The organism is Pseudomonas sp. RV120224-01b (assembly GCF_003208145.1).
Taxonomy (GTDB): domain Bacteria; phylum Pseudomonadota; class Gammaproteobacteria; order Pseudomonadales; family Pseudomonadaceae; genus Aquipseudomonas; species Aquipseudomonas monteilii.
Genome location: NZ_QKMQ01000014.1, coordinates 96943 through 121316, shown reverse-complemented (window position 1 = coordinate 121316; position 24374 = coordinate 96943). Strand labels below are relative to the sequence as shown.

Here is a 24374-nt window from a genome sequence, read left to right as displayed (position 1 = left end):
CTCATGGAGATCCTGTGGGAGCTGGCTTGCCGGCGATGAGGCCATTAGCTACAACATCTTCTCCAGGCCAACGGCCTTGCTGATCCAGGCATTGAAACGCCGCCACATCCCGCCCGGCTCAGAAGTCAGCATATGCCGCTGGCCATTGTCCTCGGTCGCCCAAACCAATTTGTCACCCACCAGTTTCACCTGGTAACTCAACGCAGGTGCCATACCTTGCTGGGCCAGTTCGCGGGTGTATTCGGCCAGCTCCGGGCTGTCCACCAGCACGCCTACCTCGGTGTTCCACAGCACTGAACGCGGGTCGAAGTTGAACGAGCCGATGAAGGTCTTGCGCCGGTCGAACACGATCGCCTTGGTGTGCAGGCTCGAATCCGAGCTGCTGCCGTGCAGGCTGAGGCGTGTGTGCACCGGCGCTCCCGGCTGGCGGCGCAGCTCGAACAGCTGCACGCCATGCTCAAGCAAGGCCCGCCGATAGGGCGCATAGCCACCATGCACCGCCGGCACGTCGGTGGCTTCCAGCGAGTTGGTCAGCAGCCTCACCGAAGCACCGGCGTCGGCGCGGCCGGTGAGGTAGAGCAGGCCCGGTTCGCCCGGCACGAAGTAGGCCGACATCAGGATCAACTCGCGGTGCACGTTGGCCAGGTCCGGCGCCAGTTGCTGGCTCAGCAACAGCTGTGGGTCGGGTTCGTCATCGGCCAGCACCTTGCTCGGTGCATCCCACAACGCCTGGGCGTGGGCCCAGATCAGCTCGTTGCGCCATACATCCAGGCGCGGCTGCGACTGGTAGGCCATCAGGCGGTCGTACAAGGCCTTGCGCCGGGTTCTGGCTTCGGCCAGCGACACCTCCAGGCGATGGCGGCTGGCGTGCAGGTCATTGGCATCCGGAGCACGCCAGAGGAAGTCGGTAATCGGCCGGCTCAGGGCGCTGTTCCAGTACTGGTCGAAACTGTGCCCAAGCTGTTCAGCCACCGGGCCTACACCCAGCAGGTCTATGTCGGTGAAGTTGAGGTTGGGCTCGGCATCGAAATACTCGTCACCCAGGTTGCGGCCGCCCACGATGGCCATGCTGTTGTCCACCAGGAACAGTTTGTTGTGCATGCGCCGGTGCTGGCGCGACAGGTTGAACAGCCGGCCCACGGCGCGCGTCACGCCCGTACTGCGGCCCAGGTGCAGCGGGTTGAACACGCGAATCTGGATGTTCGGGTGGGCATCCAGGGTGCCCATGATGGTGTCCAGGCCATCGCTGGTGGTGTCGTCCAGCAGGATGCGCACACGCACGCCACGGTCGGCGGCGCGTAGCAGTTCATGCACCAGTGCGCGGGTGCTGAGGCCGTCGTGGACGATGTAGTACTGCAGGTCGATGCTTGCCTGGGCGTTGCGGATCAGTTCGGCACGGGCGCGGAATGCCTCGTTGCTGTTGGGCAGCAGGCGAAAGCCCGAGCGCCCCCCGTAGGGCGCGGCCTGGCGCAGCACCGAGCGGCCGAAGGCCGAGTCGTTGGCGGGTAACGCCTGGCTGGTTTCGCGGGGCACACTGACGCTGGCGCAGCCGGTAAGGCCAAGCGACAGTACCAGCAGCAGAGGCAAGGCTCGCTGGAGTCTCAAGGGTGGATCGTCCTGTGCAGCAAGGGCTTTAGGGGGTTGGACCGTGGCGGGCGGCGCAAAGTTACGCGTCAGCGCTTTCTTCATCCAGTAGACGAAGGGCGGTTTCACCTACCTTGCGCACGGCAGCTTCGATCTGCGGCGTTGGCCGCGCGGCGAAGTTCATGCGCAGGCAGTGGCGGAACTTGCCCGAGGCCGAGAAGATACTGCCGACGGCAACCTGCACGCCCTGCTCCAGTAAAGCCCGGTTCAGGCGCAGCGTATCGAAATGTTCGGGCAATTCTACCCAGAGCATGAAGCCGCCCTGGGGCCGGCTGACCCGGGTGCCTGCCGGGAAGTAGCGGGTCACCCAGTCGCTCATCAGGTCGCGGCCTCGTTGGTACTGGCTGCGCATACGCCGGACGTGGGGTTGATAGTGCCCGGCGGCGATGAAGTCGGCGATGGCCAGTTGGGGCTGGCAGGCGGTGCTGCCGGTGCTGATGTATTTCATGTGCAGCACGCGCTCCAGATAGCGCCCAGGGGCCACCCAACCGACTCGCAGGCCAGGGGCGAGGGTTTTGGAGAACGAACTGCACAGCAGCACGCGGCCATCGTCGTCGAACGACTTGAGGGTGCGCGGGCGCGGGTAGGTGTAGGCCAGGTCGCCGTATACATCATCCTCCAGAATTGCCACGTCGTAGCGTTGGGCCAGGCTCAGCAAGGCCTTCTTGCGTGCCTCGGGCATGATGTAGCCAAGCGGGTTGTTGCAGCTGGGGGTGATCTGGATGAGCTTGATCGGCCACTGCTCCAGAGCCAGCTCCAGCGCCTCCAGGCTGATGCCGGTGACCGGGTCGGTGGGGATTTCCAGCGCTTTCATGCCCAGGCCCTTCAGGGTTTGCATGGCGCCGTGGAAGCTGGGGGAGTCGACGGCAACGATGTCGCCAGGCTCGCACACGGCGCGGATGCTGCACGACAGCGCCTCGTGGCAGCCGGTGGTGATCACCAGGTCGGCCGGGCCCAGGCGGCAACCGGAATCGAGCACCAGCCGGGCAACCTGCTCACGCAGGGCCAGGTTGCCGTGGATGTTGTCGTAGTACAGGCCTGGCATGTCCTGCCGTCGGCTCAACTGCGCCAGGCTGCGCAGCAGCGGCTTGAGGGTGGGGCTGTCGATGTCGGGCATGCCGCGGCCGAGCTGGACCACATCCTTGCGTGGGGTGCTGCGCACCAGTTCCAGCACCTGTTCCCACTGCGAGATATCCACCGGGCGTTGGGCCGGGCGGCTGACGGCTGGCAGGGCTGGCAGCAGGCGGTGGTCACTGACGAAGTAGCCGGACTTGGGCCGTGGCGAGACCATGCCGCTGTCTTCGAGCATGCGGTAGGCCTGCTGCACGGTGCTCAGGCTGACGCCATGCTCCACGCTCAGGGCGCGCACCGATGGCAGGCGCTGGCCGGGGCGGTACAGGCCCTGTTCGATGCGGGCGCCGAGCAGTTCGGCGAGGTTCAGGTAGAGGGTCACGGCATACTCCTGCGCTGCATTGGCATAGCGACCGGTACAGTTGGGTTGAAAATACAGCATTCAGTCGATCTTCAGCCAATTCTGTATGGGAATAATAAGGCTGTATTGGATCTGTATTGCCGGTGCTGCCGACGTGCATGCTTTCTCCACGGTATCAACTGAACGGGAGAATGCAGCGATGGGTGGCATGAGCGATGTGCGCTTGCAACTGTTGGCCAAGGAGCTGGAAGTCGGGCAGCAGGCCAAGGTATTCAACGCGCCGGAGGGTTTGGGGCGTTGGGGGCTGATGCTGCATCGCTGGCACACCCGCAGGGCGCTGCTGCAGTTGACGGATGAAGAGCTGCGCGATGTCGGGCTGAGCTGGGAGCAGGCGCGGACAGAAGGGCGTAAGCCCTTCTGGAAAGATTGAGGCCCTAGACCAGTTCTTTAAGCCGGTGCCACAGCATCCCCAACGCCAGCAGCGGCGAGCGCAGGTGCTTGCCGCCAGGGAAGGTGATGTGTGGCACCTTGGCAAACAGGTCGAAACGCCCGCTCTCCTGGCCGCTGATGGCCTCGCCCAGCAGGCGTGCGGCCAGGTGGGTGGCGTTGAGCCCATGGCCTGAATAGGCCTGGGCGTAATACACGTTCGGCTGGCTGGCCAGGCGGCCAACTTGTGGCAGGCGGTTGGCGCCGATGCCGATCATGCCACCCCACTGGTAGTCGATGCGCACGTCAGCCAGTTGCGGGAACACCTTGAGCATCTTGGGTCGCATGTAGGCGGCGATGTCCTTCGGGTCCCGGCCTGAATAGTGACAGGCACCGCCAAACAACAAGCGGTTGTCGGCGGACAGGCGGTAGTAGTCCAGGGCCACGCGCTGGTCACACACCGCCATGTTCTGTGGCAGCAGCGTGCGTGCGCGTTCTTCGCCCAGCGGCTCGGTAGCGATGATGTAGCTGCCCGCAGGCAGTACCTTGCCGCCCAATTCGCGGTTGAGGTCGTTGTGATAGGCATTGCAGCACAGCACCAAGGTCTTGGCGCGCACCCGGCCCTGGGCGGTATGCACCTGCACTTCGGGGCCGTAGTCGATGTGGGTAACCTCGGACTGTTCGAACAGCTTCACGCCCAGGCGGCTGGCCACGGCCGCTTCGCCCAGGGCCAGGTTCAGCGGGTGCAGGTGTCCGGAGCCCATGTCGACCAGCCCGCCCACATAGCAGTCGGCACCGACCACGCTGTGGATATCGTCCTTGCCGACCAGCCGCAGTTCATGCGCGTAGCCCAGGCTGCGCAGTTCTTCGGCGTCCTCGGCAAAACCCAGCAATTCGGCGGGTTTGTTGGCCAGGTCGCAGTAGCCCCAGGTCAGGTCACAGGCGATGGCATGCTTTTCCACCCGCTCGCGCACGATTTGCACGGCTTCCAGGCCCATCAGCTTCATGCTGCGCACGCCGTCCTCGCCAATTACCGGCAGGAACTGTTCCAGGCCATGACCAACCCCGCGGATCAACTGCCCGCCATTGCGCCCACTGGCACCCCAGCCCAGTTTGCGCGCCTCTAGCAGGATGACCGAGAAGCCACGCTCGACCAGCTCGATGGCAGTGTTCAGGCCCGAATAGCCGCCGCCGACGATGCAGACATCGGCGCTGTGGTCGCCTTGCAGGAAGGAGTGGTCAGGGTGAGGCGCGCTGCTGGCGGCGTAGTAGGAGGCGGCATGCTGCGCGCTGTGGATCATTGGGCTGGTCCTGAGGTTATCGACAAAGCATGGAGGATAAGCTCGGGACCAAGAGGGGGGCAACCAAGCGGCTATTCAGGTTTGTCTTGTTATCCCAACCGTCAACGGTAGAGATTGCGCTGGGTCGGGCGCATCCATAGTACCGGCGCCACGGATGTCGTAAAGCTGGTGAGCTGTAGCTACCGCAGCAAGAATCCCGTTGTCGGTTTGTGTGGGCAGCTTGTTTTTACTCATCCGTAACTGAGTGGTGGTTGCCTTCAAAGACGCAGCCGCCGGGAGTGCTCTGTTCTCGGCTTGAGCGTTTGCCCGCGTAAGCTCAACAAGTGAGTTGACCACCCTTGTTTTGCCATTGTGCATTTCCAGAACTTGCTCCCCATTCATTGGAGTTACGCGATACGGCTTTGTCTGATTGCCGTTGGATATCAGCGGCTCATTTGGATTGAACGGCGGCGGTGGCTCGCCCCAACCAAAGTACGTTGGTGGGGTTGGGCTTTCACCTGTGACTACTGCTCCGGGGGCGGCTGGTGAATAGGGAGGCAGCGTAGGCTGTGCCGGAGGCTGGTTACGGTTGCCTAGGAAAAATGAACGAATACGTCTTTGCGAAGCTTCCCGGAGGTCACTCAACCTGACTCGCCCCGACGGGTCCGAGTAGTTGACCGGATCGTTCGAGCAGTAAGCATGAGTATTGATCCCGCCTCTGAGGAACGGGCTTTGTGAGTCGGGGCTATGGAAACGCATCAATTCAGGACTGTAGCTGCGATGACCCGCCCCGAGTAGGTAGCAACCACTGGCAAGATCCAACCGCTCCCCGACGAATCCAATGCTCACTGAGATTGCAGTGGGCATATGGCCAAAAGGAGTAAATGCAAAAGAGTGGTGAGTTTTACTCGATCCGATCATTACGGGCGTTTGTCTTTGATCTAGAGCGACCAAGGCAACACCCGCGGTTTTCCTTTCGGCGAGAGGGAGGTCCAGTGCCTGAACGATGCGAAGCGTATCCTGGGTGCCTTTCAGCACAGCAAGCTTCTTTCGGCTGTAAAAGAGTAGAATGTGGTTCTTCATTCGCTAGGCTCGATTAGCTGGACTGGGTCGCTGTCTCGTCAGTGTGTGTAGCAAGTAGGTTTACCCACAACTGTCAGAACTACCAGGTCCGCTACCTTTACCGAGCACAAGCGCTATCCGGATAAAACAGCCATCTTCGCCATGTCCTGCAACCGCCACAAGATCCACTTCCTGCGCGAACTCATCCCCTCATTCGAGTGCGAACCCGGCTGCCATGACTGCTGCGGCCCGGTCACCACTTCGGCAGAAGAAATGGCACGCCTCCCGCGCAAGTCCCAGGCTGAACAGGACGCCGCCCTGGAGCGCCTGGATTGTGTGCACCTCGGCCCCAACGGCTGCACGGTGTATGAAGAACGGCCCATGATCTGCCGCCTGTTCGGCACCACGCCGCGCATGGCCTGCCCGCGTGGCCGTGGCCCTGAACCGATGATCGACCCTGCCGCCGAGCAACTGGTCCACCAGTTCATTGCCACCACCCGCCAGGTGCTGGTCTAGCCTCAGTCCGGAATCGGCAGGCAGAGGCTCTCCTTCACCTCTTCCATCACGATGTAGCTCTTCGATTCGCGCACATGCGGCAGTTTCAGCAGGATGTCGCCAAGCAGCTTGCGGTACGACGCCATCTCCGAAATACGCGCTTTCACCAGGTAGTCGAAGTCACCCGACACCAGGTGGCACTCCAATACATGGGGCAGCTTTAACACCGCGCGGCGGAACTCCTCGAAGGTGTCGCCCGACTTGTAGTCCAGGCTGATCTCCACGAATACCAGCAGGCTGCCCTTTAGGTGCTGCGGGTTCAGGCGGGCGTTGTAGCCCATGATGATGCCCTCGCGCTCCAGGCGGCGAACCCGCTCGGTGCAAGGGGTGGTGGAAAGCCCAACTTTCTCGCCCAGTTCGGTGAAGGAAATACGCCCGTCATTCTGCAGGATGCGCAGGATGTTACGGTCGATCTTGTCCAGTTCACGCTTGCTCTGGTGCTGGGTTCTCATAGGGGATGCCCCTCCGTGAAAGGCGATTTTGCCGAGAATTCTCGCCAATAATAGGCTTTTATATAGTGAATTGCACTGGTCTCAAATTCCTATACTGCGCCCATTCATGCCATTTCAATAAAAGTCTGCGGCGTGCCGCGTGTGAGGGATATAACGATGCGAGTTCTGGTACTTGGTAGCGGCGTAATCGGAACCGCCAGTGCCTACTACCTGGCCCGGCAAGGTTTCGAAGTGACGGTGGTCGACCGCCAGCCGGCGGTGGCCATGGAAACCAGTTTTGCCAACGCCGGTCAGATCTCGCCCGGCTATGCCTCGCCCTGGGCCGCACCTGGCGTGCCGCTGAAGGCCATCAAGTGGCTGCTGGAGCGCCACGCCCCCCTGGCCATCAAGCTCACCGGCGATGTCGACCAGTACCTGTGGATGGCACAGATGCTGCGCAACTGCACCGCCAGCCGTTACGCGGTGAACAAAGAGCGCATGGTGCGTCTGTCCGAGTACAGCCGTGACTGCCTCGACGAGCTGCGCGCTGAAACCGGCATCAATTACGAAAACCGCAGCCTGGGCACTACCCAGCTGTTCCGTACCCAGGCCCAGGTAGATGCTGCGGCCAAGGACATTGCCGTGCTCGAACAGTCTGGCGTACCTTACGAATTGCTCGACCGCGACGGCATTGCCCGCGTGGAACCTGCCCTGGCGGGTGTGAAAGACATCCTGGCCGGCGCCCTGCGCCTGCCTAACGACCAGACGGGTGACTGCCAGCTGTTCACCACCAAGCTCGCCGACATGGCGCTGAAGCTGGGCGTGGAGTTCCGCTTCGGCCAGGACATCCAGCGCCTGGACTTCGCTGGCGACCGCATCAACGGTGTGTGGATCGACGGCAAGCTGGAAACCGCCGACCGCTACGTGCTGGCGCTGGGCAGCTACTCGCCGCAGATGCTCAAGCCGCTGGGCATCAAAGCCCCGGTTTATCCGCTGAAAGGCTACTCGCTGACCGTGCCGATCACCAACGGTGACATGGCCCCGACCTCGACCATTCTCGACGAAACCTACAAGGTTGCGATCACCCGTTTCGACAACCGCATCCGCGTGGGTGGCATGGCTGAAATCGCCGGTTTTGACCTGTCGCTGAACCCGCGTCGGCGCGAAACGCTGGAGATGATCGTCAACGACCTTTATCCTCGCGGCGGTGACCTGAGCCAGGCCAGCTTCTGGACCGGCCTGCGCCCGGCGACCCCGGACGGTACGCCGATTGTGGGTGCGACCGCGTTCCGCAACCTGTTCCTGAACACCGGTCACGGTACTTTGGGCTGGACCATGGCGTGCGGCTCCGGTCGTCTGCTGGCCGACCTGATTGCGCGCAAGAAGCCGCAGATCAGTGCCGAAGGCCTGGACATTTCTCGTTATGGCAACAGCCCGGAAGTGGCCAAGCACGGGCAGACTGCGCCGGCTCACCAGCAGTAATTGCCTGCACCGGCCCTTTCGCGGGCTCGCCCGCTCCCACAGGTATTTCACAGGTTTTGAAAGCTGTGCAGTACTTGTGGGAGCGGGCGAGCCCGCGAAGAATCCAACACCGATTTCAACCCGAACCACCATAAGGCAGCCGCCATGCGTCCCGCCCGCGCCCTGATCGACCTCCAGGCCCTGCGCCACAACTACCGTCTGGCCCGTGAACTGACCGGTGCCAAAGCCCTCGCCGTGATCAAGGCCGACGCCTATGGCCATGGCGCCGTGCGTTGCGCCCTGGCCCTGGAGGCCGAAGCCGACGGTTTTGCCGTGGCCTGCATTGAAGAGGCGCTGGAACTGCGCGCCGCCGGTATCAAGGCCCCGGTATTGCTGCTGGAAGGCTTTTTCGAAGCCAGCGAACTGGCGCTGATCGCCGAGCACGACCTGTGGTGTGTGGTGCACTCGCTGTGGCAGCTGGAAGCCATCGAAAAGACCCAGGTCCACAAGCCGCTTACTGTCTGGTTGAAGCTCGACAGTGGCATGCATCGTGTCGGTCTGCACCCCAAGGATTACCACGAGGCTTACCAGCGCCTGCTGGCCAGTGGCAAGGTCTCTCGTATCGTGCTGATGAGCCACTTCGCCCGCGCCGACGAGCTGGATGCCGACGCCACCGCCCAGCAGATTGCCGTGTTCGAGGCTGCCCGCCAGGGCCTGGCCGCCGAATGCAGCCTGCGCAACTCCCCCGGCGTGCTGGGCTGGCCTCAAGCGCCCAGCGACTGGGTACGCCCAGGCCTGATGCTGTACGGCGCCACCCCGTTCGAAGTGGCCCAGGCCCAGGCCGAACGCCTGCAACCGGTCATGACCTTGCAATCGCGGGTCATCAGCGTGCGTGAGCTGCCTGCCGGCGAGCCGGTGGGCTATGGCGCCAAGTTCGTCAGCCCCCGGCCAACCCGGGTTGGCGTGGTTGCCATGGGCTATGCCGACGGCTACCCGCGCCAGGCGCCCAACGGCACCCCGGTACTGGTCGCCGGCCAGCGCACTCAGCTGATTGGCCGTGTATCGATGGACATGCTCAGCATCGACCTGACCGACGTGCCGCAAGCCACTGTCGGTAGCCCGGTCGAACTGTGGGGCAAGCAGGTGCTGGCCAGTGAAGTGGCCGCACACGCGGGCACCATTCCGTACCAGATCTTCTGCAACCTGAAGCGCGTGCCGCGGGACTACATCGGCGAATGACACGCTGAAGCGGACAGGTTGAGGGGCGGTGTGTTGTAAATACTGAACGGCATTGCCATGATATCGTTCACATTCACCCCCCTTTCCACCGTTTCAGGAGGCTCCAGCTTTGGACGTCGGCGAACGACTGCAAGCCATCCGCAAGCTCAAGGGCCTGTCCCAGCGTGAACTCGCCAAGCGTGCCGGCGTGACTAACAGCACCATCTCGATGATCGAGAAGAACAGTGTGAGCCCCTCGATCAGCTCGCTGCGCAAGGTCCTGAGCGGCATCCCCATGTCCATGGTCGAGTTCTTTTCGGTCGAGCTGGAACCTGAAAGCCCCACGCAGATTGTTTACAAGGCCCACGAGCTGATCGACATCTCGGACGGTGCGGTGACCATGAAGCTGGTCGGTAAATCGCACCCCAACCGCGCCATCGCCTTTCTCACCGAGGTGTACCCGCCGGGTGCCGACACCGGTGCCGAAATGCTCACCCACGACGGCGAGGAAACCGGCATCTTGCTGGAAGGCCGCCTGGAACTGGTGGTTGGCAACGAGATCTTCATCCTCGAAGAAGGCGACAGCTATTACTTCGAAAGCACCCGCCCGCACCGTTTTCGCAACCCCTTCGACCAGCCAGCGCGGTTGATCAGTGCAGCGACGCCTTCAAACTTTTGATCCAGCGCAGTGCATTGATTCGGCAATACCCCTTTCCTGTGTAGGGTCGTTTCACGGCCTCTGGGTTCCCGCTATACTTTTTAACGCTCGCCGTTCCGTGGCCGCGAGCGTGATTAGCCACCATGAGGGTGTTCGCGTGAACCAAATCAAGAAGATGCTGGCCGTACCAGCAGCCGTATTCGCCCTCTGGGCAATGAGCGCAACCGCTGCGACCAACGACGACATTGCCAAGCGCCTGGAGCCGGTAGGCCAGGTGTGTGTCCAGGGCCAGGAATGCAAAGGCATGGAAGTGGCTGCAGCGGCGGGGGGCGGGGGCGCCAAAACGCCGGATGACATCATCGCCAAGCACTGCAATGCCTGCCATGGCACCGGTCTGCTCGGCGCGCCGAAAATTGGCGACACCGCCGCGTGGAAAGAACGCGCCGACCACCAGGGCGGGCTGGATGGCATCCTGGCCAAGGCCATTACCGGCATCAACGCCATGCCGCCGAAAGGCACCTGCGCGGATTGCTCGGATGATGACCTGAAAGGGGCGATCAAGAAAATGTCTGGGCTGTAACACAGCTGAATTGCACGAGGCCCGCCGTTTATGGCGGGCTTTGTTTTTGTGGTGGCTGTACCGGCCCTTTCGCGGGCACGCCCGCTCCCACAAGTCCCCCACAGAACCTGAGGATTGTGGTTATCCTGTGGGAGCGGGCGCGTCCGCGAAAGGGCCAGCACAGGCAACCAACCCGCCAGTGCCATGTCCAACCCCTGAACCCATGGATGTCTCAGGAGGCCCCGATGCACCTCTGCGCTATCGACCAGGCTGTCGAGCAGGTCCTGTCCCGGCTGCCAGCCCATATCCATATGGGCCTGCCCTTGGGCCTGGGTAAACCCAACGCTTTCGTGAACGCCCTCTACGCCCGGGTGCGCGAACTGCCCGAGCGACAGCTGACCATTTACACCGCGTTGTCCCTCGGCCGCCCGCCACTGGGTGATGGCCTGCAACGGCGCTTTCTCGAACCCTTCGTCGAGCGCGTTTTCGCCGACTACGAAGACCTCACCTACCTCGCTGACCTGCGCAACGACAACCTGCCGCCGAACATCCGCGTGGAGCAGTTCTTCATGCAGCCCGGCAGCCTGCTGCACAGCGAGGCTGCCCAACAGGACTACATCAGCAGCAACTACAGCCACGCCGCCCGTGACATCAATGCCAAGGGCCTGAACCTGATTGCGCAACTGGTTGCCGCTACCCCGGAAAAGCCTGTCCACTTGAGCCTGGCCTGCAACCCCGACATCACCCTCGACCTGCTGCCGATGATCGCCAAGCGCCGTGCGGCCGGCGAAACCATCCTGATGCTTGGCCAGGTACATACCGAACTGCCGTACATGCCCGGCGATGCGGAACTGCCCAACGATGCGTTCGACCTGTTGATCGATGAAGCCGAGCAGCGCCGGTTGTTCTCCACGCCGAACATGCCGGTCAACACCCAGGACCACTGCATTGGTTTGCACGCCAGCACGCTGGTGCGTGACGGCGGCACCTTGCAGATCGGCATCGGTGCCATGGGCGATGCAGTCGCTGCAGCGTTGCTGGCGCGCCAGGGCGACAACGCGGGCTACCGGGCCTTGCTCGACGAGCTGGACATCGGCCCGTGGCAGGCGCTGATTGAGCGGGAAGGGGGGCTAAAGACTTTTGCCGAAGGCCTGTACGGCTGCAGCGAAATGTTCGTTAACGGCCTGTTGGTGCTGGCCGAAGCGGGCTTGCTACGGCGCTCGGCCGATGAGCAGGGGCCGGTGTTGCATGGTGGCTTTTTCCTCGGGCCTCAGGCGTTTTACCAGCGGCTGAGGGAGATGCCGCTTGAGCAGCGCGCACGGTTTGCCATGACCCGTATCAGCTTTATCAACGAGCTGTACGGGCAGGAAGAACTCAAGCGCTACCAGCGGCGCGATGCCCGCTTTATCAACACGGCGTTCGGCATGACGTTGCTCGGCGCCGGGGTGGCCGATCAGCTGGAAGATGGCCGTGTGCTCAGCGGCGTGGGTGGGCAGTACAACTTCGTCGCCCAGGCCCATGCACTGGAAGGCGGGCGCTCGATTTTGCTGCTGCGCAGCTGGCGTGAGTCGGGCGGGGAGGTGACCTCGAACCTGTTCTGGACCTATGGCCACTGCACCATCCCCCGACACCTGCGCGATATCGTGGTGACCGAGTACGGCATTGCCGACCTGCGTGGGCAGACCGACAGCGAGGTGATTGCGCGGTTGTTGGCGGTGTGTGATTCACGGTTCCAGCAGGGGCTGATCGAGCAGGCGAAAGAGGCCGGCAAGTTGCCCGGGGATTTTCAGCTGGATGCGCGGTTTACCGACAATACGCCACAGCGGCTGGAGGCGATCCGGGTGCGGCATGCGCGGTTGTTCCCGGAGTACCCGATGGGGACGGATTTTACGGCCGAAGAGCGGGACCTGCTGCGGGCGCTGACCTGGTTGAAGAGCAAGTTCAAGCTGAGCGAGGTACTGGAGCTGGGCAAGGCAGCGCTGGATGCGCCGGGGCCGGAGGGGTATGAAGGGCACCTGAAGCGGATGCAACTGGATCAGCCGCAAGGGCTGAAGGAAGAGCTTTATCAGCGGTTGTTGCTGGCGGGGCTGGCGGCTACCTGAAGATAGCCGGGGCTGCTTCGCAGCCCATCGCCGGCAAGCCAGCTCCCACAGGGATCTCACACAGGCCGAGCCTTGTATAGTCCCTGTGGGAGCTGGCTTGCCGGCGATGGGGCCGGTACAGGCTTACTCGATGAAGCTGACCACACCACCTTCCAGCGACTTCACCCGGGCCAGCGATTCAACGCGGTAGCCCTGGCTGTCCAGCTCGGCACGGCCGCCCTGGAACGACTTCTCGATCACGATACCCAGGCCGGCCACGGTGGCGCCGGCCTGCTTGATGATCGAGATCAGCGCCTGCGACGCCTTGCCGTTGGCCAGGAAGTCGTCAATCACCAGCACGCGGTCGCTGCTGTTGAGGTGGCGCGGCGAGATGGCCACGGTGTTTTCGGTCTGCTTGGTGAAGGAATACACCGAGGCGGTCAGCAGGTTCTCGGTCAGGGTCAGCGACTGGTGCTTGCGGGCAAAAATCACCGGCACGCCCAGCTTCAGGCCCGTCATCACCGCCGGGGCAATGCCCGAGGCTTCGATGGTGACGATCTTGGTCACGCCCGCGTCAGCGAACAGGCGGGCGAACTCGTCACCGATCAGCTGCATCAGCGCCGGATCGATCTGGTGGTTGAGAAACGCGTCGACTTTAAGAACCTGGTCGGAAAGCACGATGCCTTCTTCGCGAATCTTCTGATGCAGTGCTTCCACTTTGTTTTCCTCGATGTAGCAAAGGTGGCCGCAAATAGCGGCAAAGTTTAAGAGTAATGGTTGATCAGCGTTTGAGCATTGCCCGGATATCGGCCAGGGCGTTGTTGCCGCGTGCGGCCTTCACCTCGACCGGCGCATCGTCCAGGCCCTCCCAGGCCAGGTCGTCCGGTGGCAGTTCGTCGAGGAACCGGCTGGGCGTGCAGTCGATGATTTCACCGTACTGCTTGCGCTTGGCAGCGAAGGTGAAGGCCAGGGTCTGGCGTGCGCGGGTGATGCCCACGTAGGCCAGGCGGCGTTCCTCTTCGATGGTGTCGGCCTCGATGCTGGAGCGGTGCGGGAGGATTTCCTCTTCCATGCCCATGATGAACACGTAGGGGAACTCCAGGCCCTTGGAGGCGTGCAGGGTCATCATCTGCACACCTTCGGCGTTTTCTTCCTCTTCCTGCTGGCGCTCAAGCATGTCGCGCAGCACCAGCTTGCCGATGGCGTCCTCGATGGTCATGTCACCCTCTTCATCCTTCTCGAGGGTGTTCTTCAACGCTTCGACCAGGAACCAGACGTTGCTGATGCGGAACTCGGCAGCCTTGTCGCTGGCGGTCTGCTGGCGAATCCAGTTCTCGTAGTCGATGTCGCGGATCATCTCGTGCAGCGCGGCAATCGGGTCTTCCAGGGCAACCTTTTGGCGTACCCCGTCCAGCCAGTGCTTGAAGCGCTGCAAACGCTCGGTGTAGCGGGCATCCAGGTGCTCGCCCAGGCCCAGCTCCTCGCTGGCGGCGTACATGGAAATGCCGCGCTCGGTGGAATAGTTGCCGAGCTTTTCCAGGGTGGTGGAGCCGATTTCCCGGCGCGGTACGTTGATGACGCGCAGGTAGGCGTTGTCATCGTCCGGGTTCACCAGCAGGCGCAGGTACGCCATCAGGTCCTTGACCTCCTGGCGACCGAAGAAGCTGTTGCCGCCCGACAGGCGATACGGCACCTGGTGGTGCTGCAGCTTCAGCTCGATCAGCTTGGCCTGGTAGTTACCGCGGTAAAGGATGGCAAAGTCGCTGTACGGGCGGTTGGTGCGCAGGTGCAAGGTGAGGATTTCCATGGCCACGCGCTCGGCCTCGGCTTCCTCGTTCTTGCAGCGGATCACGCGGATCTCGTCGCCCACGCCCATCTCGCTCCACAGCTGCTTCTCGAACGCGTGCGGGTTGTTGGCGATCAGCACGTTGGCGCAGCGCAGGATGCGGCTGGTGGAGCGGTAGTTCTGCTCCAGCATGACAATTTTCAGGGAGGGGTAGTCCTCCTTGAGCAGCATCAGGTTCTCGGGCCGTGCACCCCGCCAGGCGTAGATCGACTGGTCGTCGTCGCCCACCACGGTGAACTGGTTGCGCATGCCGATCAGCATCTTCACCAGCAGGTACTGGCTGGCGTTGGTGTCCTGATATTCGTCCACCAGCAGGTAGCGCACGCGGTTCTGCCAGCGCTCCAGCACCTCAGGATGCTCCTGGAACAGCTTGACCGGCTGCAGGATCAGGTCGTCGAAGTCCACCGCGTTGAACGCCTTGAGCGTGCGCTGGTAGTGGGTGTAGACGATGGCGGCGGTCTGCTCGCGCGGGTTGCGCGCCTTTTCCAGGGCTTCGGGCGGCAGGATCAGGTCGTTCTTCCAGGCACCGATCATGTTCTTGATCTCGTCGATGCCGTCGTCGCCGGAGTATTCCTTCTGCATGATGTCCGACAGCAACGCTTTGATGTCGGACTCGTCGAAGATCGAGAAGCCCGGCTTGTAGCCCAGGCGCTCGTGCTCCTTGCGGATGATGTTCAGGCCCAGGTTGTGGAAGGTACACACCGTAAGGCCGCGGCCTTCCCCCGGACGCAGCAAGGTGCCGACACGTTCCTTCATCTCGCGCGCGGCCTTGTTGGTAAAGGTCATCGCCACGATGTACTGGGCACGGATGCCGCAGTTCTGGATTAGGTGGGCAATCTTGCGCGTGATCACGCTGGTCTTGCCCGAACCTGCACCGGCGAGCACCAAAAGAGGGCCGCCGACGTAGTCACGGGCTTCCTGCTGCCGGGGATTGAGTCGGGACATGCTAAAAACCGGGGTCGCCAGAAAATAGCCGCGCATTCTAACAGGCATGGGGCCGTTATGGCGCGACCGTCTGACGTCTGAGTCAGACTTTTGTCCGCCCTACTATTAGCGGGACTAATCCTAGCACCTGAAAAAATCATATTTGCCGGTTTGGCTCGTTTCGAGCAGGATGCACGACAAAATACGTCGGGATGCTACGCCCGTAAAAACATGTATAAAAGTGAAAATCATTTTCATTAAATGCAGTAGCATACCCGCCAGTTATCGTTGCACCGTGAAGCCCTAAGGAGTCCGCTTGTCCACGCCTGTCGAACCTTTGCGTTTGCTGCTGTTGGCTGATGAGCCGGAATGGGCCGCCTTGTTGCACGCTTGCATGCCTGCCCTGAGCGGCAGCGCCGTGCTGCTCACCGCCCCGAACTGGGAATCCGTCGACAGCCTGTTCAGCAATGATCGCCAGGCTGTGGTGCTGGCAACCCCGGCCCTGCAGCCCGTGCCCGGGCGCTGCGACCTGCCGACCATCCTGCTGCTCGACCACGAGCCCGAGGTGGCGCCCACGGCCGTCAGCGACTGGCTGGTACGCGGCCAGCTCAATGCCGATACCTTGCGTCGCTCGCTGCGTCATGTACGTGAGCGTGGAGTGCTGGTGGCCACCTTGCAGCGCCTGGCTGAGCAGGACCCCCTGACCGGCATCGCCAACCGCCAAGGTTTCCAGGCCTTGCTGACTGCACGCCTGGCCGAAAACGAAGGCCGTGGCGTTGCCTTGGGCCACCTGGACCTGGACAACTTCCGCCACGTCAACGATGCCCTCGGCCACCAGAGCGGCGACCGGCTGATTTTGCAGGTGGTGGCGCGGCTGCAAAACCAGCTGGAGGCGGGTGACCAGCTGGCCCGCCTGGGCAGCGACGAGTTTGCCCTGCTGATCGACACCCGCCGCGACGCCAATCGCGCCGAATGGATTGCCGAACGTATCGTCGAAGCCTTGGCCGAACCCTACTTCATCGACGGCGAAAGCCTGCTGCTGGGCTGCAGCCTGGGCCTGGCCCATGCCCGCGCCCAAGCGGGGGCCGACCCTTTGATGTGGCACGCCCACATCGCCATGCGCCAGGCCAAGGGCAGCCAAGGCTGCACCTTCCATGTGTTCAACGAGCGCATCAACCGCAACGCCCGTAGCCTGGCCGACCTGGAAAGCGAGCTACGCCGCGCCCTGCGCCGTGATGAGCTGGAACTGCACTATCAGCCGAGGCTAGACCTGGCCGATGGCCGAATTGTCGGCCTGGAAGCGCTGGTGCGCTGGCGCCATGCCGAGCGCGGGCTGCTGCCGCCCAGCGAGTTCGTGCCCCTGGCCGAGCAGAGCGGCCTGATCGTGCCGCTGGGTTACTGGGTCATCTCCCGTGCCCTGCATGACATGCAGGCGCTGTGCGAGCGCGGCCTGGAGCCGCTGCACATGGCAGTCAACCTGAGCTTCCGCCAGTTCCAGGACAGCCAGCTGCTGGCCACTTTGAGCCGCCTGATCATCGAGCATGGTGTGGATGCCCGTTGGCTGGAGTTCGAACTGACCGAAACGGCAGTCATGCGCCGCAACGAGCTGGTGCGCCAGACCATGGACGCCCTTGGCCGCCTGGGTGTGCGCTTCTCGCTCGACGATTTTGGCACCGGGTTCTCTTCGTTCGTGCACCTCAACAGCCTGCCGATCACCTTGCTCAAGGTAGACCGCAGCTTTGTGGCCGAAATGGAAATGCGCGAGGAAAACCGCAAGCTGGTGCATGCCATGATCAACCTGGCGCACAACCTCAACCTGGAGGTGGTGGCCGAGGGGGTGGAGAGTGAAGAGCAACTGGCGTTGTTGCGTGGGTTTGGTTGCGACCAGGTGCAGGGCTTTTTGGTCAGCAAGCCGCTGCCAGTGGGGGAGTTGATCGAATTTTTGCTGAAGGTGCCTGGCCGTCAGTTGGATGCTGTCCTTTAGGGCCCTTTCGCGGGCACGCCCGCTCCCACAGGGGCCGCACAATCCTGTGGGAGCGGGCGTGCCCGCGAAGAGGCCCTGAAGTCAGGCCGGAGCAGCAGCCTCAGCACGAACTCCCGCCTTTCTCAACAACCGCTTCATCCGCCATTCAAAGCCAAAGGTCAGTGCCACCGCCGCACACGCCAGCCCCAGCGCCAAGCCCCACCAGATTCCCACCGCACCACCGCCCAAGGTAAAGGTGAACAACCAGGCACTCGGCGCCCCCACCAGCCAGTAGCACACCAGCCCGATCAGGAAGGTGGTCTTGGCATCCTTCAGCCCGCGGATCGAGCCCATGGCAATCGTCTGCATGCCATCGAACAGCTCGAACCACGCCGCCACCATCAGCAACTGCACGGCCACCTGGAAAATTGCGGCAAAAGCCGGGTCGTTACGGTCGATAAACAGCCCCACCAGTGCCTCGGGCAGCAGCAGGAACAGCGCGGCGAAGGCAAACATGATCATCGCCCCGAAGCCAATGCCCACGCGCCCGGCGCTGCGCGCCGCCAGCAGGTTGCCAGCGCCGTAATACAAGCCCACCCGCATGGTCACCGCATACGACAGCCCCGTCGGCACCATGAACGCCGTGGACACGATCTGCAGGGCAATCTGGTGCGCGGCCAGTTCGGTACTGCCCAGCACGCCCATGCACAGCGCGGCGAAGGCGAACAGGCCCACTTCCACCATGTAGGTACCGCCAATTGGCAGCCCCAGCCGCCACAGCTCGCGCAGTGCTGGCAGCGACGGGCGCGACAGGCCCTTGCGCAGCGGGTAGGCGGCATAGGCCGAGTGCCAGCGGATATACAGCGCCAGCGCGATAGCCATGCCCATCGACACCACTGCGGTGACCAGGCCGATGCCCATCAGGCCCAGCTTGGGCAGGCCGAACATACCCTCGATCAGCGCCACGTTGAACAGGTAGTTGAGTACCGTGCCGACCAGGCTGATGACCATCACCGGGGTCGAGCGCCCCAGCGCACTGGTGAAACCGCGCAACGCCATGAACGTCAGGTAGCCGGGCAGGGCCAGTGGCAGCAGCGTGAGGAATTCGGCCGCCGAGGCCACGTTCTCGGGCTTTTGCCCGAACAGTAGCAGCACCGGCTCCAGGTTCCACAGCACCAGCGCGGCGAACAGTGCCAGGCCCCAGGCCAGCCACAGGCCGTTCTGCGCCAGTCGGGTTGCACCTTCGATATCGTTGGCGCCCTTGCGAATCGCCACCAGGGTGCCGACTGCGGCGATCACACCCAGGCAGAAGATCGACACGAACGAGTAGCTGGCCGCACCCAGACCGCCACCGGCCAGTGCCTGCGGGCTGATGCGGGCCATCATCAGGGTGTCGGTCAGCACCATGAGCATGTGCGCCAACTGCGAGGCAATCAGCGGCCCGGCCAGGCGCAGCAAAGCCTTGAGTTCTGTGGTGGGCGCGACGTGCATGAGGGCTGTCCTTCTTCCTGAGGTGATGAACGAAGGGCGATTCTGAGGCTTTGGTCAACTTTGCACAAAAGGATAAAAGCGATCATTGGCATGAGTCTGACTCATGCATATATGCTTCTTGGTGATCCGCTCCACAGCCCCGTATGGCAGGTGCCTCATGTCCCGTCAGCTTCCTCCGTTGTATGCCCTTCGCGCATTCGAAGCCGCCGCACGGCTAAGTTCCTTCACCCGTGCCGGTGAGGAACTGTCGATCACTCAGAGCGCGGTCAGCCGGCATATCCGCACGCTGGAGGATCACTTCGCCTGCCGCCTGTTCGTGCGCAGTGGCCGCAACCTGCAACTGACCGAGGCCGCACGGGTATTGCTGCCAGGCGTTCGCGAAGGCTTCGCGGCGCTGGAGCGGGCCTGCGATACCTTGCGCGGTGAAGACGACATCCTGCGCATGAAGGCTCCCTCGACCCTGACCATGCGCTGGTTGCTGGCGTGCTTGAGCCGTTTCCGTCACCTGCAGCCAGGCAATGAAGTACAGCTGACCAGTGCCTGGATGGACGTTGACCATGTGGACTTCAACCAGGAACCGTTCGATTGCGCGGTGTTGCTCAGCGACGGGGTGTTCCCGCCGGACTGGGAAGTGCGCAAGCTGTTCCCGGAGTTGCTGATACCCGTGGGGGCGCCAGACCTGCTGGAAAAAGGGCCGTGGGACGAGCACCGGCTTGCCTCCATCGAGCTGCTGCACCCCACGGTGGACAAGCGTGACTGGCGGGAGTGGCTGGAGCGCATGGGGTTGAGCGACAAGGTTTCGCTCAAGGGCGGGCAGGTGTTTGACACCCTGGAGCTGGGCATGATCGCCGCTGCGCGTGGCTACGGGATTTCCATGGGCGATTTGCTGATGGTGGCCGAAGATGTGGCGCAGGGGCGGTTGAGCCTGCCTTGGCCGACGGCGGTGCCCAGCGGAATGGATTATTACCTGGTGTGGCCGCGTACCCGGCCAGGGGGTGAGCGGTTGCGGCGGTTGAGCGGGTTTCTGCAGGAAGAGGTGGCAGCGATGGATTTGCCGGATGTGGAAATCCTGCCAGCTCTTTGACTCCCTGCACTGGCCTCTTCGCGGGCTCGCCCGCTCCCACAGGTACAGCGCTGGCTTTAAGGCATGCACCGAACCTGTGGGAGCGGGCAAGCCCGCGAAGAGGCCGCAATGCCTTACATAGAGCCCAGGTTCAGTGCCTGAGCACAGGCCTGCAGCGACCGGCGTTCACTTTGCGCATACAGCGCCAGCTCATCCTGCACCTGCAACCCCAACGCTGCCTCGAACGCATCGCGGTTGGCATTGCTGCCATATTCGGCCTGCGCATCGTCGCCCAGGTTGGACTGGAAGATGCCCGCCGCGCTCACCGGCAGGAAGTCCTCGTACACCAGCGCCTCGAAGTGCACATGGCCTGCGTCGATCAGCCCTTGCAGGGTAGTCGGGCGGCCTTCCTGGTCACGCGCAGCCAGGCCTTTCTCGGTCGCGAAGTAGCGGAAGTATGCCAGGCCCTGTTCACGCATCTGCGCCAGGTCGTCCGGGAACTCGGCAAAGGTGTCTTTCAGTAGCGCCATGTAGCGCTCGGCATTGGCCTCGGCCGGTGCGCCACCCAGGGCCGCGCGGGTGGCATCGAGCAGCTTGTCGTACAGCTGGCGACCCTTCGGCGTCAGCGCCGCGCCGCGTTGTTCGATCTCGCCGAAACGAGCGGTGTGGCTGCCTTCGCTGCCCTGCTGGTCGCTGAACGCGACCTTTTCCTGCAAGGCCTTGAAGCTGGTCTGGCGCAGCAGGATCGGGTGACGACGGGTAGGCGGGCCTTCGACCACGGCCTTCGGCGGGATGCCTTTGGCCGGCATGCCGACCTGGATCGCATCGATGTCCAGGGTACGTGGGGTCAGGTGGTTGATGTGCGGGCCCTTGAAGGCCACCACATCGGCGATCAGGCGGTGCTGGTCGTGCAACTGCTGGTACTGCTCGGCGGTGACGGTGGCGTCATGGTGCCAGCGGAAGGTGTGCAACGCTTCCTGCACGAACGCTTCGGCATCTGCGGCGTTCAGCCCGCCATCGCGCTCGCTCTGGGCGATCAGTTCGAGGGCGCGGCTGGTGAAGATCTGGCGCTTGGCCAGGATGCCCTGTGCCAGCTCGCGCAGTTGCGGGTTGTCGATCAGCTCCAGGCGCAGCAGCGAGGTGAACACACGGAACGGGCTGACATGCAGCGACTGTTCATGCACGGCGCGGAAGGCGGTGGAGTGCACCGGCACGCCAGCAGAGCTCAGGTCGTAGTAGCCGACCGGCTCCATACCCATGACGGCAAACAGGCGGGCGATGGTGGCCAGCTCTTCGGCGGTGCCAACGCGGATGGCGCCATGGCGTTCCTGGTCCAGTCGCTCGATTTCCCCGGTCCAGCGCAGGGCCTCGGCAACCTTGGGCTGCTGGGCCATGACCTGCTGGTTGATTTCGCTCACCAGCTCCAGCAGCGTGCCGTACAGGGGCACTTCCTGTTTGTACATGAGCGACATGGCGGCAGAGAACTGCGCGCGAATGCTGTCTGGGCTGACGAAATCGTGGGCGGGCATCGCTAGCTTCCTGGTTGGGTTCGGACGCTTACATGAAAGCTGGGAATGCACTTGGCTCACAAGCGAAAAAAAGTGAGTGTGTCATTCCTTTTTTGATCGACCTTCAGGGCCCTTTCGCGGGTTCACCCGCGAAGAGGCCCTCAAGCCTGAAGCTGCTCGTGAATCCATTCCACCAATGCCCTGACCTTGGGCACCTCCGCCGCATGCTCGGCATACGCCAGATAATGCGCTCCGGCACTGCGCATCGCATGGTTCCAAGGCACCACCAAACTTCCGTCGGCCAGCTCCTTCGCCGCCAGGTAGCGTGGCACCAGTGCCACCCCGCACCCGGCCTGCGCCGCGCTCAAGGCCATATAGAACGTATCGAAGCGTGGCCCGTGGTAAGCGCTGACGCTCTGCAGGTCCAGCTCAAGGAACCACTCATGCCACGCCTCCGGCCGCGACGTGCTCTGCAACAGCACCAGGTCGGCCAGCTCTGCGGCATCGCCCAATGTGCGCCCGGCCAGTAGCTCCGGCGCGCACACCGGCACCACCTCTTCGCGGAACAGCTCCACGCAGGTGGCCCCCGGCCAAGTGCCCTGGCCGTAGAAAAACACCACGTCCGCCGAGCCCTGCAACAGGGCAAACGGCTCCATCTCGTTGCGGATATCGAGGTGAATATTGCTGTGCCGCTTACCAAAACCCTTCAGGTGCGGGATCAGCCAGCGCACGCCAAAACTCGGTTGAGTGGCTACCTTCAATATCTCGGTCTGCTCGCCGTAGGTGAGTACGTAGCGGCTGGACATGTCCACCTGGGTGAGGATCTTGTTGACCTCGGCCAGGTACAGGCTGCCGGCCGGCGTCAGCTGCAGGCGCCGGCGAATGCGCAGGAACAGGTGGTGGCGCAGCATGTCTTCAAGCTGCGCCACCTGCTTGCTGACCGCGCTTTGGGTCAGGTGCAGCTCTTCGGCGGCACGGGTAAAGCTCAAATGGCGGGCTGCAGCTTCAAAGCACTGCAGGGCGGTCATGGAGGGCACCAGGCGTTTGGACATAGCGGTCTCTGCGGCTCAAATCATTACCTGACGGAATGATATGCGGAATAAAGGTCGTTTGTTGTACCTATGTGATCGGATTAATACTGATCCACATCATTTTTCCACCCCATCACCCGATGTAGGAGAAGCACAAATGGTTGCTGGATTGCTCGAGCGCCTTGGCGTTGCCGCCGAGGCTTACACCCAGGGCGACTACCCTGTTCACACGCCGATCGACGGCAGCCAGATCGCCTCGGTGAAACTGCTCGGCAAGGCCGAGACCATCGCCCGCATCGACCAGGCCCAAAGCGCCTTCGAAGCCTGGCGCACCGTGCCGGCCCCGCGCCGTGGCGAACTGGTGCGCCTGTTCGGCGAAGTGCTGCGTGAGCACAAGGCCGACCTGGGCGAGCTGGTATCGATCGAAGCCGGCAAGATCACCCAGGAAGGCCTGGGCGAAGTGCAGGAAATGATCGACATCTGCGACTTCGCCGTTGGCCTGTCGCGCCAGCTGTACGGCCTGACCATCGCCTCCGAGCGCCCAGGCCACCACATGCGTGAAACCTGGCACCCGCTGGGCGTGGTCGGCGTGATCAGCGCCTTCAACTTCCCGGTTGCCGTCTGGGCCTGGAACACCGCCCTGGCCCTGGTGGCCGGTAACTCGGTGGTGTGGAAGCCTTCTGAGAAAACCCCGCTCACCGCCCTGGCTTGCCAGGCACTGTTCGAAAAAGCCCTGAAAGCCTTCGGCGATGCTCCGGCTGGCCTGGCCCAACTGGTCATCGGCGGCCGTGAAGCCGGCGAAGCCATGGTCGACGACCCGCGCGTGCCGCTGGTCAGCGCCACCGGCAGCACCCGCATGGGCCGTGAAGTGGGCCCACGTGTTGCTGCCCGTTTCGGCCGCAGCATCCTCGAACTGGGCGGCAACAACGCCATGATCCTGGCCCCGAGCGCCGACCTGGACCTGGCCGTGCGCGGCATCCTGTTCTCGGCTGTCGGCACCGCCGGCCAGCGTTGCACCACCCTGCGCCGCCTGATCGTGCACCGCTCGATCAAGGACGAAGTGGTTGCCCGTGTCAAAGCCGCTTACGGCAAAGTGCGCATCGGCGACCCACGCAAGGACAACCTGGTCGGCCCGCTGATCGACAAGCTGTCGTTTGATGCCATGCAGGGCGCGCTGGCCAAGGCCCGCGACGAAGGCGGCCAGGTGTTTGGCGGCGAGCGTCAGCTGGCCGACCAGTACCCGAACGCCTACTACGTGTCGCCTGCCATTGCCGAAATGCCGGCGCAGAGCGACGTGGTGCGCCACGAAACCTTCGCACCGATCCTGTACGTGCTGGCCTACGACGACTTCGAAGAGGCCCTGCGCCTGAACAACGAAGTGCCACAAGGCCTGTCGTCGTGCATCTTCACCACCGACATTCGTGAAGCCGAGCGCTTCCAGAGTGCTTCGGGCAGCGATTGCGGCATCGCCAACGTCAACATCGGCACCAGCGGCGCCGAGATCGGCGGTGCGTTTGGTGGCGAGAAGGAAACCGGCGGTGGTCGTGAGTCGGGTTCGGATGCCTGGAAAGGCTACATGCGTCGTCAGACCAACACCGTGAACTACTCGCGCGAGCTGCCGCTGGCGCAGGGTATTGTGTTCGACTGATGGGTTGATGCTGCATGGCCGGGGGCTCAGCCCCCGGTTCGCGGGCAAGCCCGCTCCCACAGGTACCCCACAGATTTCGAAACCTGTGCACCT

20 protein-coding genes are annotated in these 24374 nt (G+C 63.0%); 10 read left to right on the top strand and 10 right to left on the bottom strand.

Going from position 1 to position 24374, the window contains the following annotated elements; translation table 11 throughout:
• Positions 1-48: 48 nt before the first annotated feature.
• Both N436_RS20515 and N436_RS20510 read right to left on the bottom strand, forming a co-directional pair.
• Complete coding sequence (locus N436_RS20515; RefSeq protein WP_105947167.1) at positions 49-1605, bottom strand: phospholipase D family protein; 1557 nt, start codon at positions 1603-1605, stop codon at positions 49-51.
• A 61-nt stretch (positions 1606-1666) separates the two neighbouring features.
• A complete protein-coding gene (locus tag N436_RS20510) occupies positions 1667-3097 on the bottom strand; it encodes a PLP-dependent aminotransferase family protein (RefSeq protein ID WP_161775521.1) in 1431 nt (476 codons plus the stop codon).
• Positions 3098-3275: 178 nt separating this feature from the next.
• Between N436_RS20510 and N436_RS20505 the strand changes: the two genes are divergently transcribed.
• Positions 3276-3506 (top strand): DUF1127 domain-containing protein, encoded by a 231-nt coding sequence (locus N436_RS20505; RefSeq protein ID WP_105947168.1) that lies wholly within the window; start codon positions 3276-3278, stop codon positions 3504-3506.
• Between the two features lie 4 nt (positions 3507-3510).
• Here N436_RS20505 and N436_RS20500 read toward each other — a convergent pair whose 3' ends face one another.
• Positions 3511-4803 carry an FAD-binding oxidoreductase gene (locus tag N436_RS20500; RefSeq protein WP_110741823.1) on the bottom strand — a complete coding sequence of 431 codons (1293 nt, stop codon included), beginning with the start codon at positions 4801-4803 and terminating at the stop codon, positions 3511-3513.
• A gap of 75 nt (positions 4804-4878) precedes the next feature.
• Positions 4879-5865: an RHS repeat-associated core domain-containing protein gene (locus tag N436_RS20495; protein WP_110741822.1), complete on the bottom strand. Its 987-nt coding sequence runs from the start codon at positions 5863-5865 to the stop codon at positions 4879-4881.
• A gap of 141 nt (positions 5866-6006) precedes the next feature.
• On the opposite strand from N436_RS20495, the gene N436_RS20490 reads away from it, so the two are divergent.
• Positions 6007-6360 carry a YkgJ family cysteine cluster protein gene (locus N436_RS20490; protein WP_003253518.1) on the top strand — a complete coding sequence of 118 codons (354 nt, stop codon included), beginning with the start codon at positions 6007-6009 and terminating at the stop codon, positions 6358-6360.
• 2 nt (positions 6361-6362) lie between these two features.
• Here the strand turns inward: N436_RS20490 and dadR are convergent, their stop codons facing one another.
• Positions 6363-6851 carry a transcriptional regulator DadR gene (gene dadR / locus N436_RS20485; RefSeq protein ID WP_003258963.1) on the bottom strand — a complete coding sequence of 163 codons (489 nt, stop codon included), beginning with the start codon at positions 6849-6851 and terminating at the stop codon, positions 6363-6365.
• 156 nt (positions 6852-7007) lie between these two features.
• Here dadR and dadA point away from each other — a divergent pair, with 156 nt between their 5' ends.
• From dadA to N436_RS20455, 5 genes are all read left to right on the top strand, one after another.
• Positions 7008-8312 carry a D-amino acid dehydrogenase gene (gene dadA, locus N436_RS20480; protein WP_016712682.1) on the top strand — a complete coding sequence of 435 codons (1305 nt, stop codon included), beginning with the start codon at positions 7008-7010 and terminating at the stop codon, positions 8310-8312.
• A gap of 144 nt (positions 8313-8456) precedes the next feature.
• Complete coding sequence (gene alr / locus N436_RS20470) at positions 8457-9530, top strand: alanine racemase (protein ID WP_105947171.1); 1074 nt, start codon at positions 8457-8459, stop codon at positions 9528-9530.
• Positions 9531-9639: 109 nt separating this feature from the next.
• Positions 9640-10188 (top strand): cupin domain-containing protein, encoded by a 549-nt coding sequence (locus N436_RS20465; protein WP_012274808.1) that lies wholly within the window; start codon positions 9640-9642, stop codon positions 10186-10188.
• Between the two features lie 154 nt (positions 10189-10342).
• Positions 10343-10747: a cytochrome c5 family protein gene (locus N436_RS20460; protein ID WP_033693936.1), complete on the top strand. Its 405-nt coding sequence runs from the start codon at positions 10343-10345 to the stop codon at positions 10745-10747.
• A 224-nt stretch (positions 10748-10971) separates the two neighbouring features.
• Entirely contained in the window at positions 10972-12828 is a 1857-nt protein-coding gene (locus tag N436_RS20455; protein ID WP_110741821.1) for an acetyl-CoA hydrolase/transferase C-terminal domain-containing protein, read from the top strand.
• Positions 12829-12951: 123 nt separating this feature from the next.
• Here the strand turns inward: N436_RS20455 and N436_RS20450 are convergent, their stop codons facing one another.
• Together N436_RS20450 and rep are read right to left on the bottom strand one after the other, a co-directional pair.
• Positions 12952-13524: a xanthine phosphoribosyltransferase gene (locus N436_RS20450; RefSeq protein WP_003253535.1), complete on the bottom strand. Its 573-nt coding sequence runs from the start codon at positions 13522-13524 to the stop codon at positions 12952-12954.
• A 64-nt stretch (positions 13525-13588) separates the two neighbouring features.
• Positions 13589-15598, bottom strand: a complete 2010-nt coding sequence (gene rep / locus N436_RS20445) for a DNA helicase Rep (protein WP_110741832.1) — start codon at positions 15596-15598, stop codon at positions 13589-13591.
• 295 nt (positions 15599-15893) lie between these two features.
• Between rep and N436_RS20440 the strand changes: the two genes are divergently transcribed.
• Complete coding sequence (locus N436_RS20440; RefSeq protein ID WP_110741820.1) at positions 15894-17561, top strand: bifunctional diguanylate cyclase/phosphodiesterase; 1668 nt, start codon at positions 15894-15896, stop codon at positions 17559-17561.
• 81 nt (positions 17562-17642) lie between these two features.
• Here the strand turns inward: N436_RS20440 and N436_RS20435 are convergent, their stop codons facing one another.
• Positions 17643-19031, bottom strand: a complete 1389-nt coding sequence (locus N436_RS20435) for a NorM family multidrug efflux MATE transporter (RefSeq protein WP_110741819.1) — start codon at positions 19029-19031, stop codon at positions 17643-17645.
• A 157-nt stretch (positions 19032-19188) separates the two neighbouring features.
• On the opposite strand from N436_RS20435, the gene N436_RS20430 reads away from it, so the two are divergent.
• Entirely contained in the window at positions 19189-20115 is a 927-nt protein-coding gene (locus N436_RS20430; protein ID WP_110741818.1) for a LysR substrate-binding domain-containing protein, read from the top strand.
• Between the two features lie 113 nt (positions 20116-20228).
• Here N436_RS20430 and N436_RS20425 read toward each other — a convergent pair whose 3' ends face one another.
• Positions 20229-21623 carry a VOC family protein gene (locus N436_RS20425; protein ID WP_110741817.1) on the bottom strand — a complete coding sequence of 465 codons (1395 nt, stop codon included), beginning with the start codon at positions 21621-21623 and terminating at the stop codon, positions 20229-20231.
• A gap of 140 nt (positions 21624-21763) precedes the next feature.
• On the bottom strand, positions 21764-22654 hold the full coding sequence (locus tag N436_RS20420) for a LysR family transcriptional regulator (protein WP_105947177.1): 891 nt from the start codon (positions 22652-22654) through the stop codon (positions 21764-21766).
• A 136-nt stretch (positions 22655-22790) separates the two neighbouring features.
• Between N436_RS20420 and N436_RS20415 the strand changes: the two genes are divergently transcribed.
• Positions 22791-24281 carry an aldehyde dehydrogenase family protein gene (locus N436_RS20415; protein WP_016712672.1) on the top strand — a complete coding sequence of 497 codons (1491 nt, stop codon included), beginning with the start codon at positions 22791-22793 and terminating at the stop codon, positions 24279-24281.
• Positions 24282-24374: the final 93 nt, after the last annotated feature.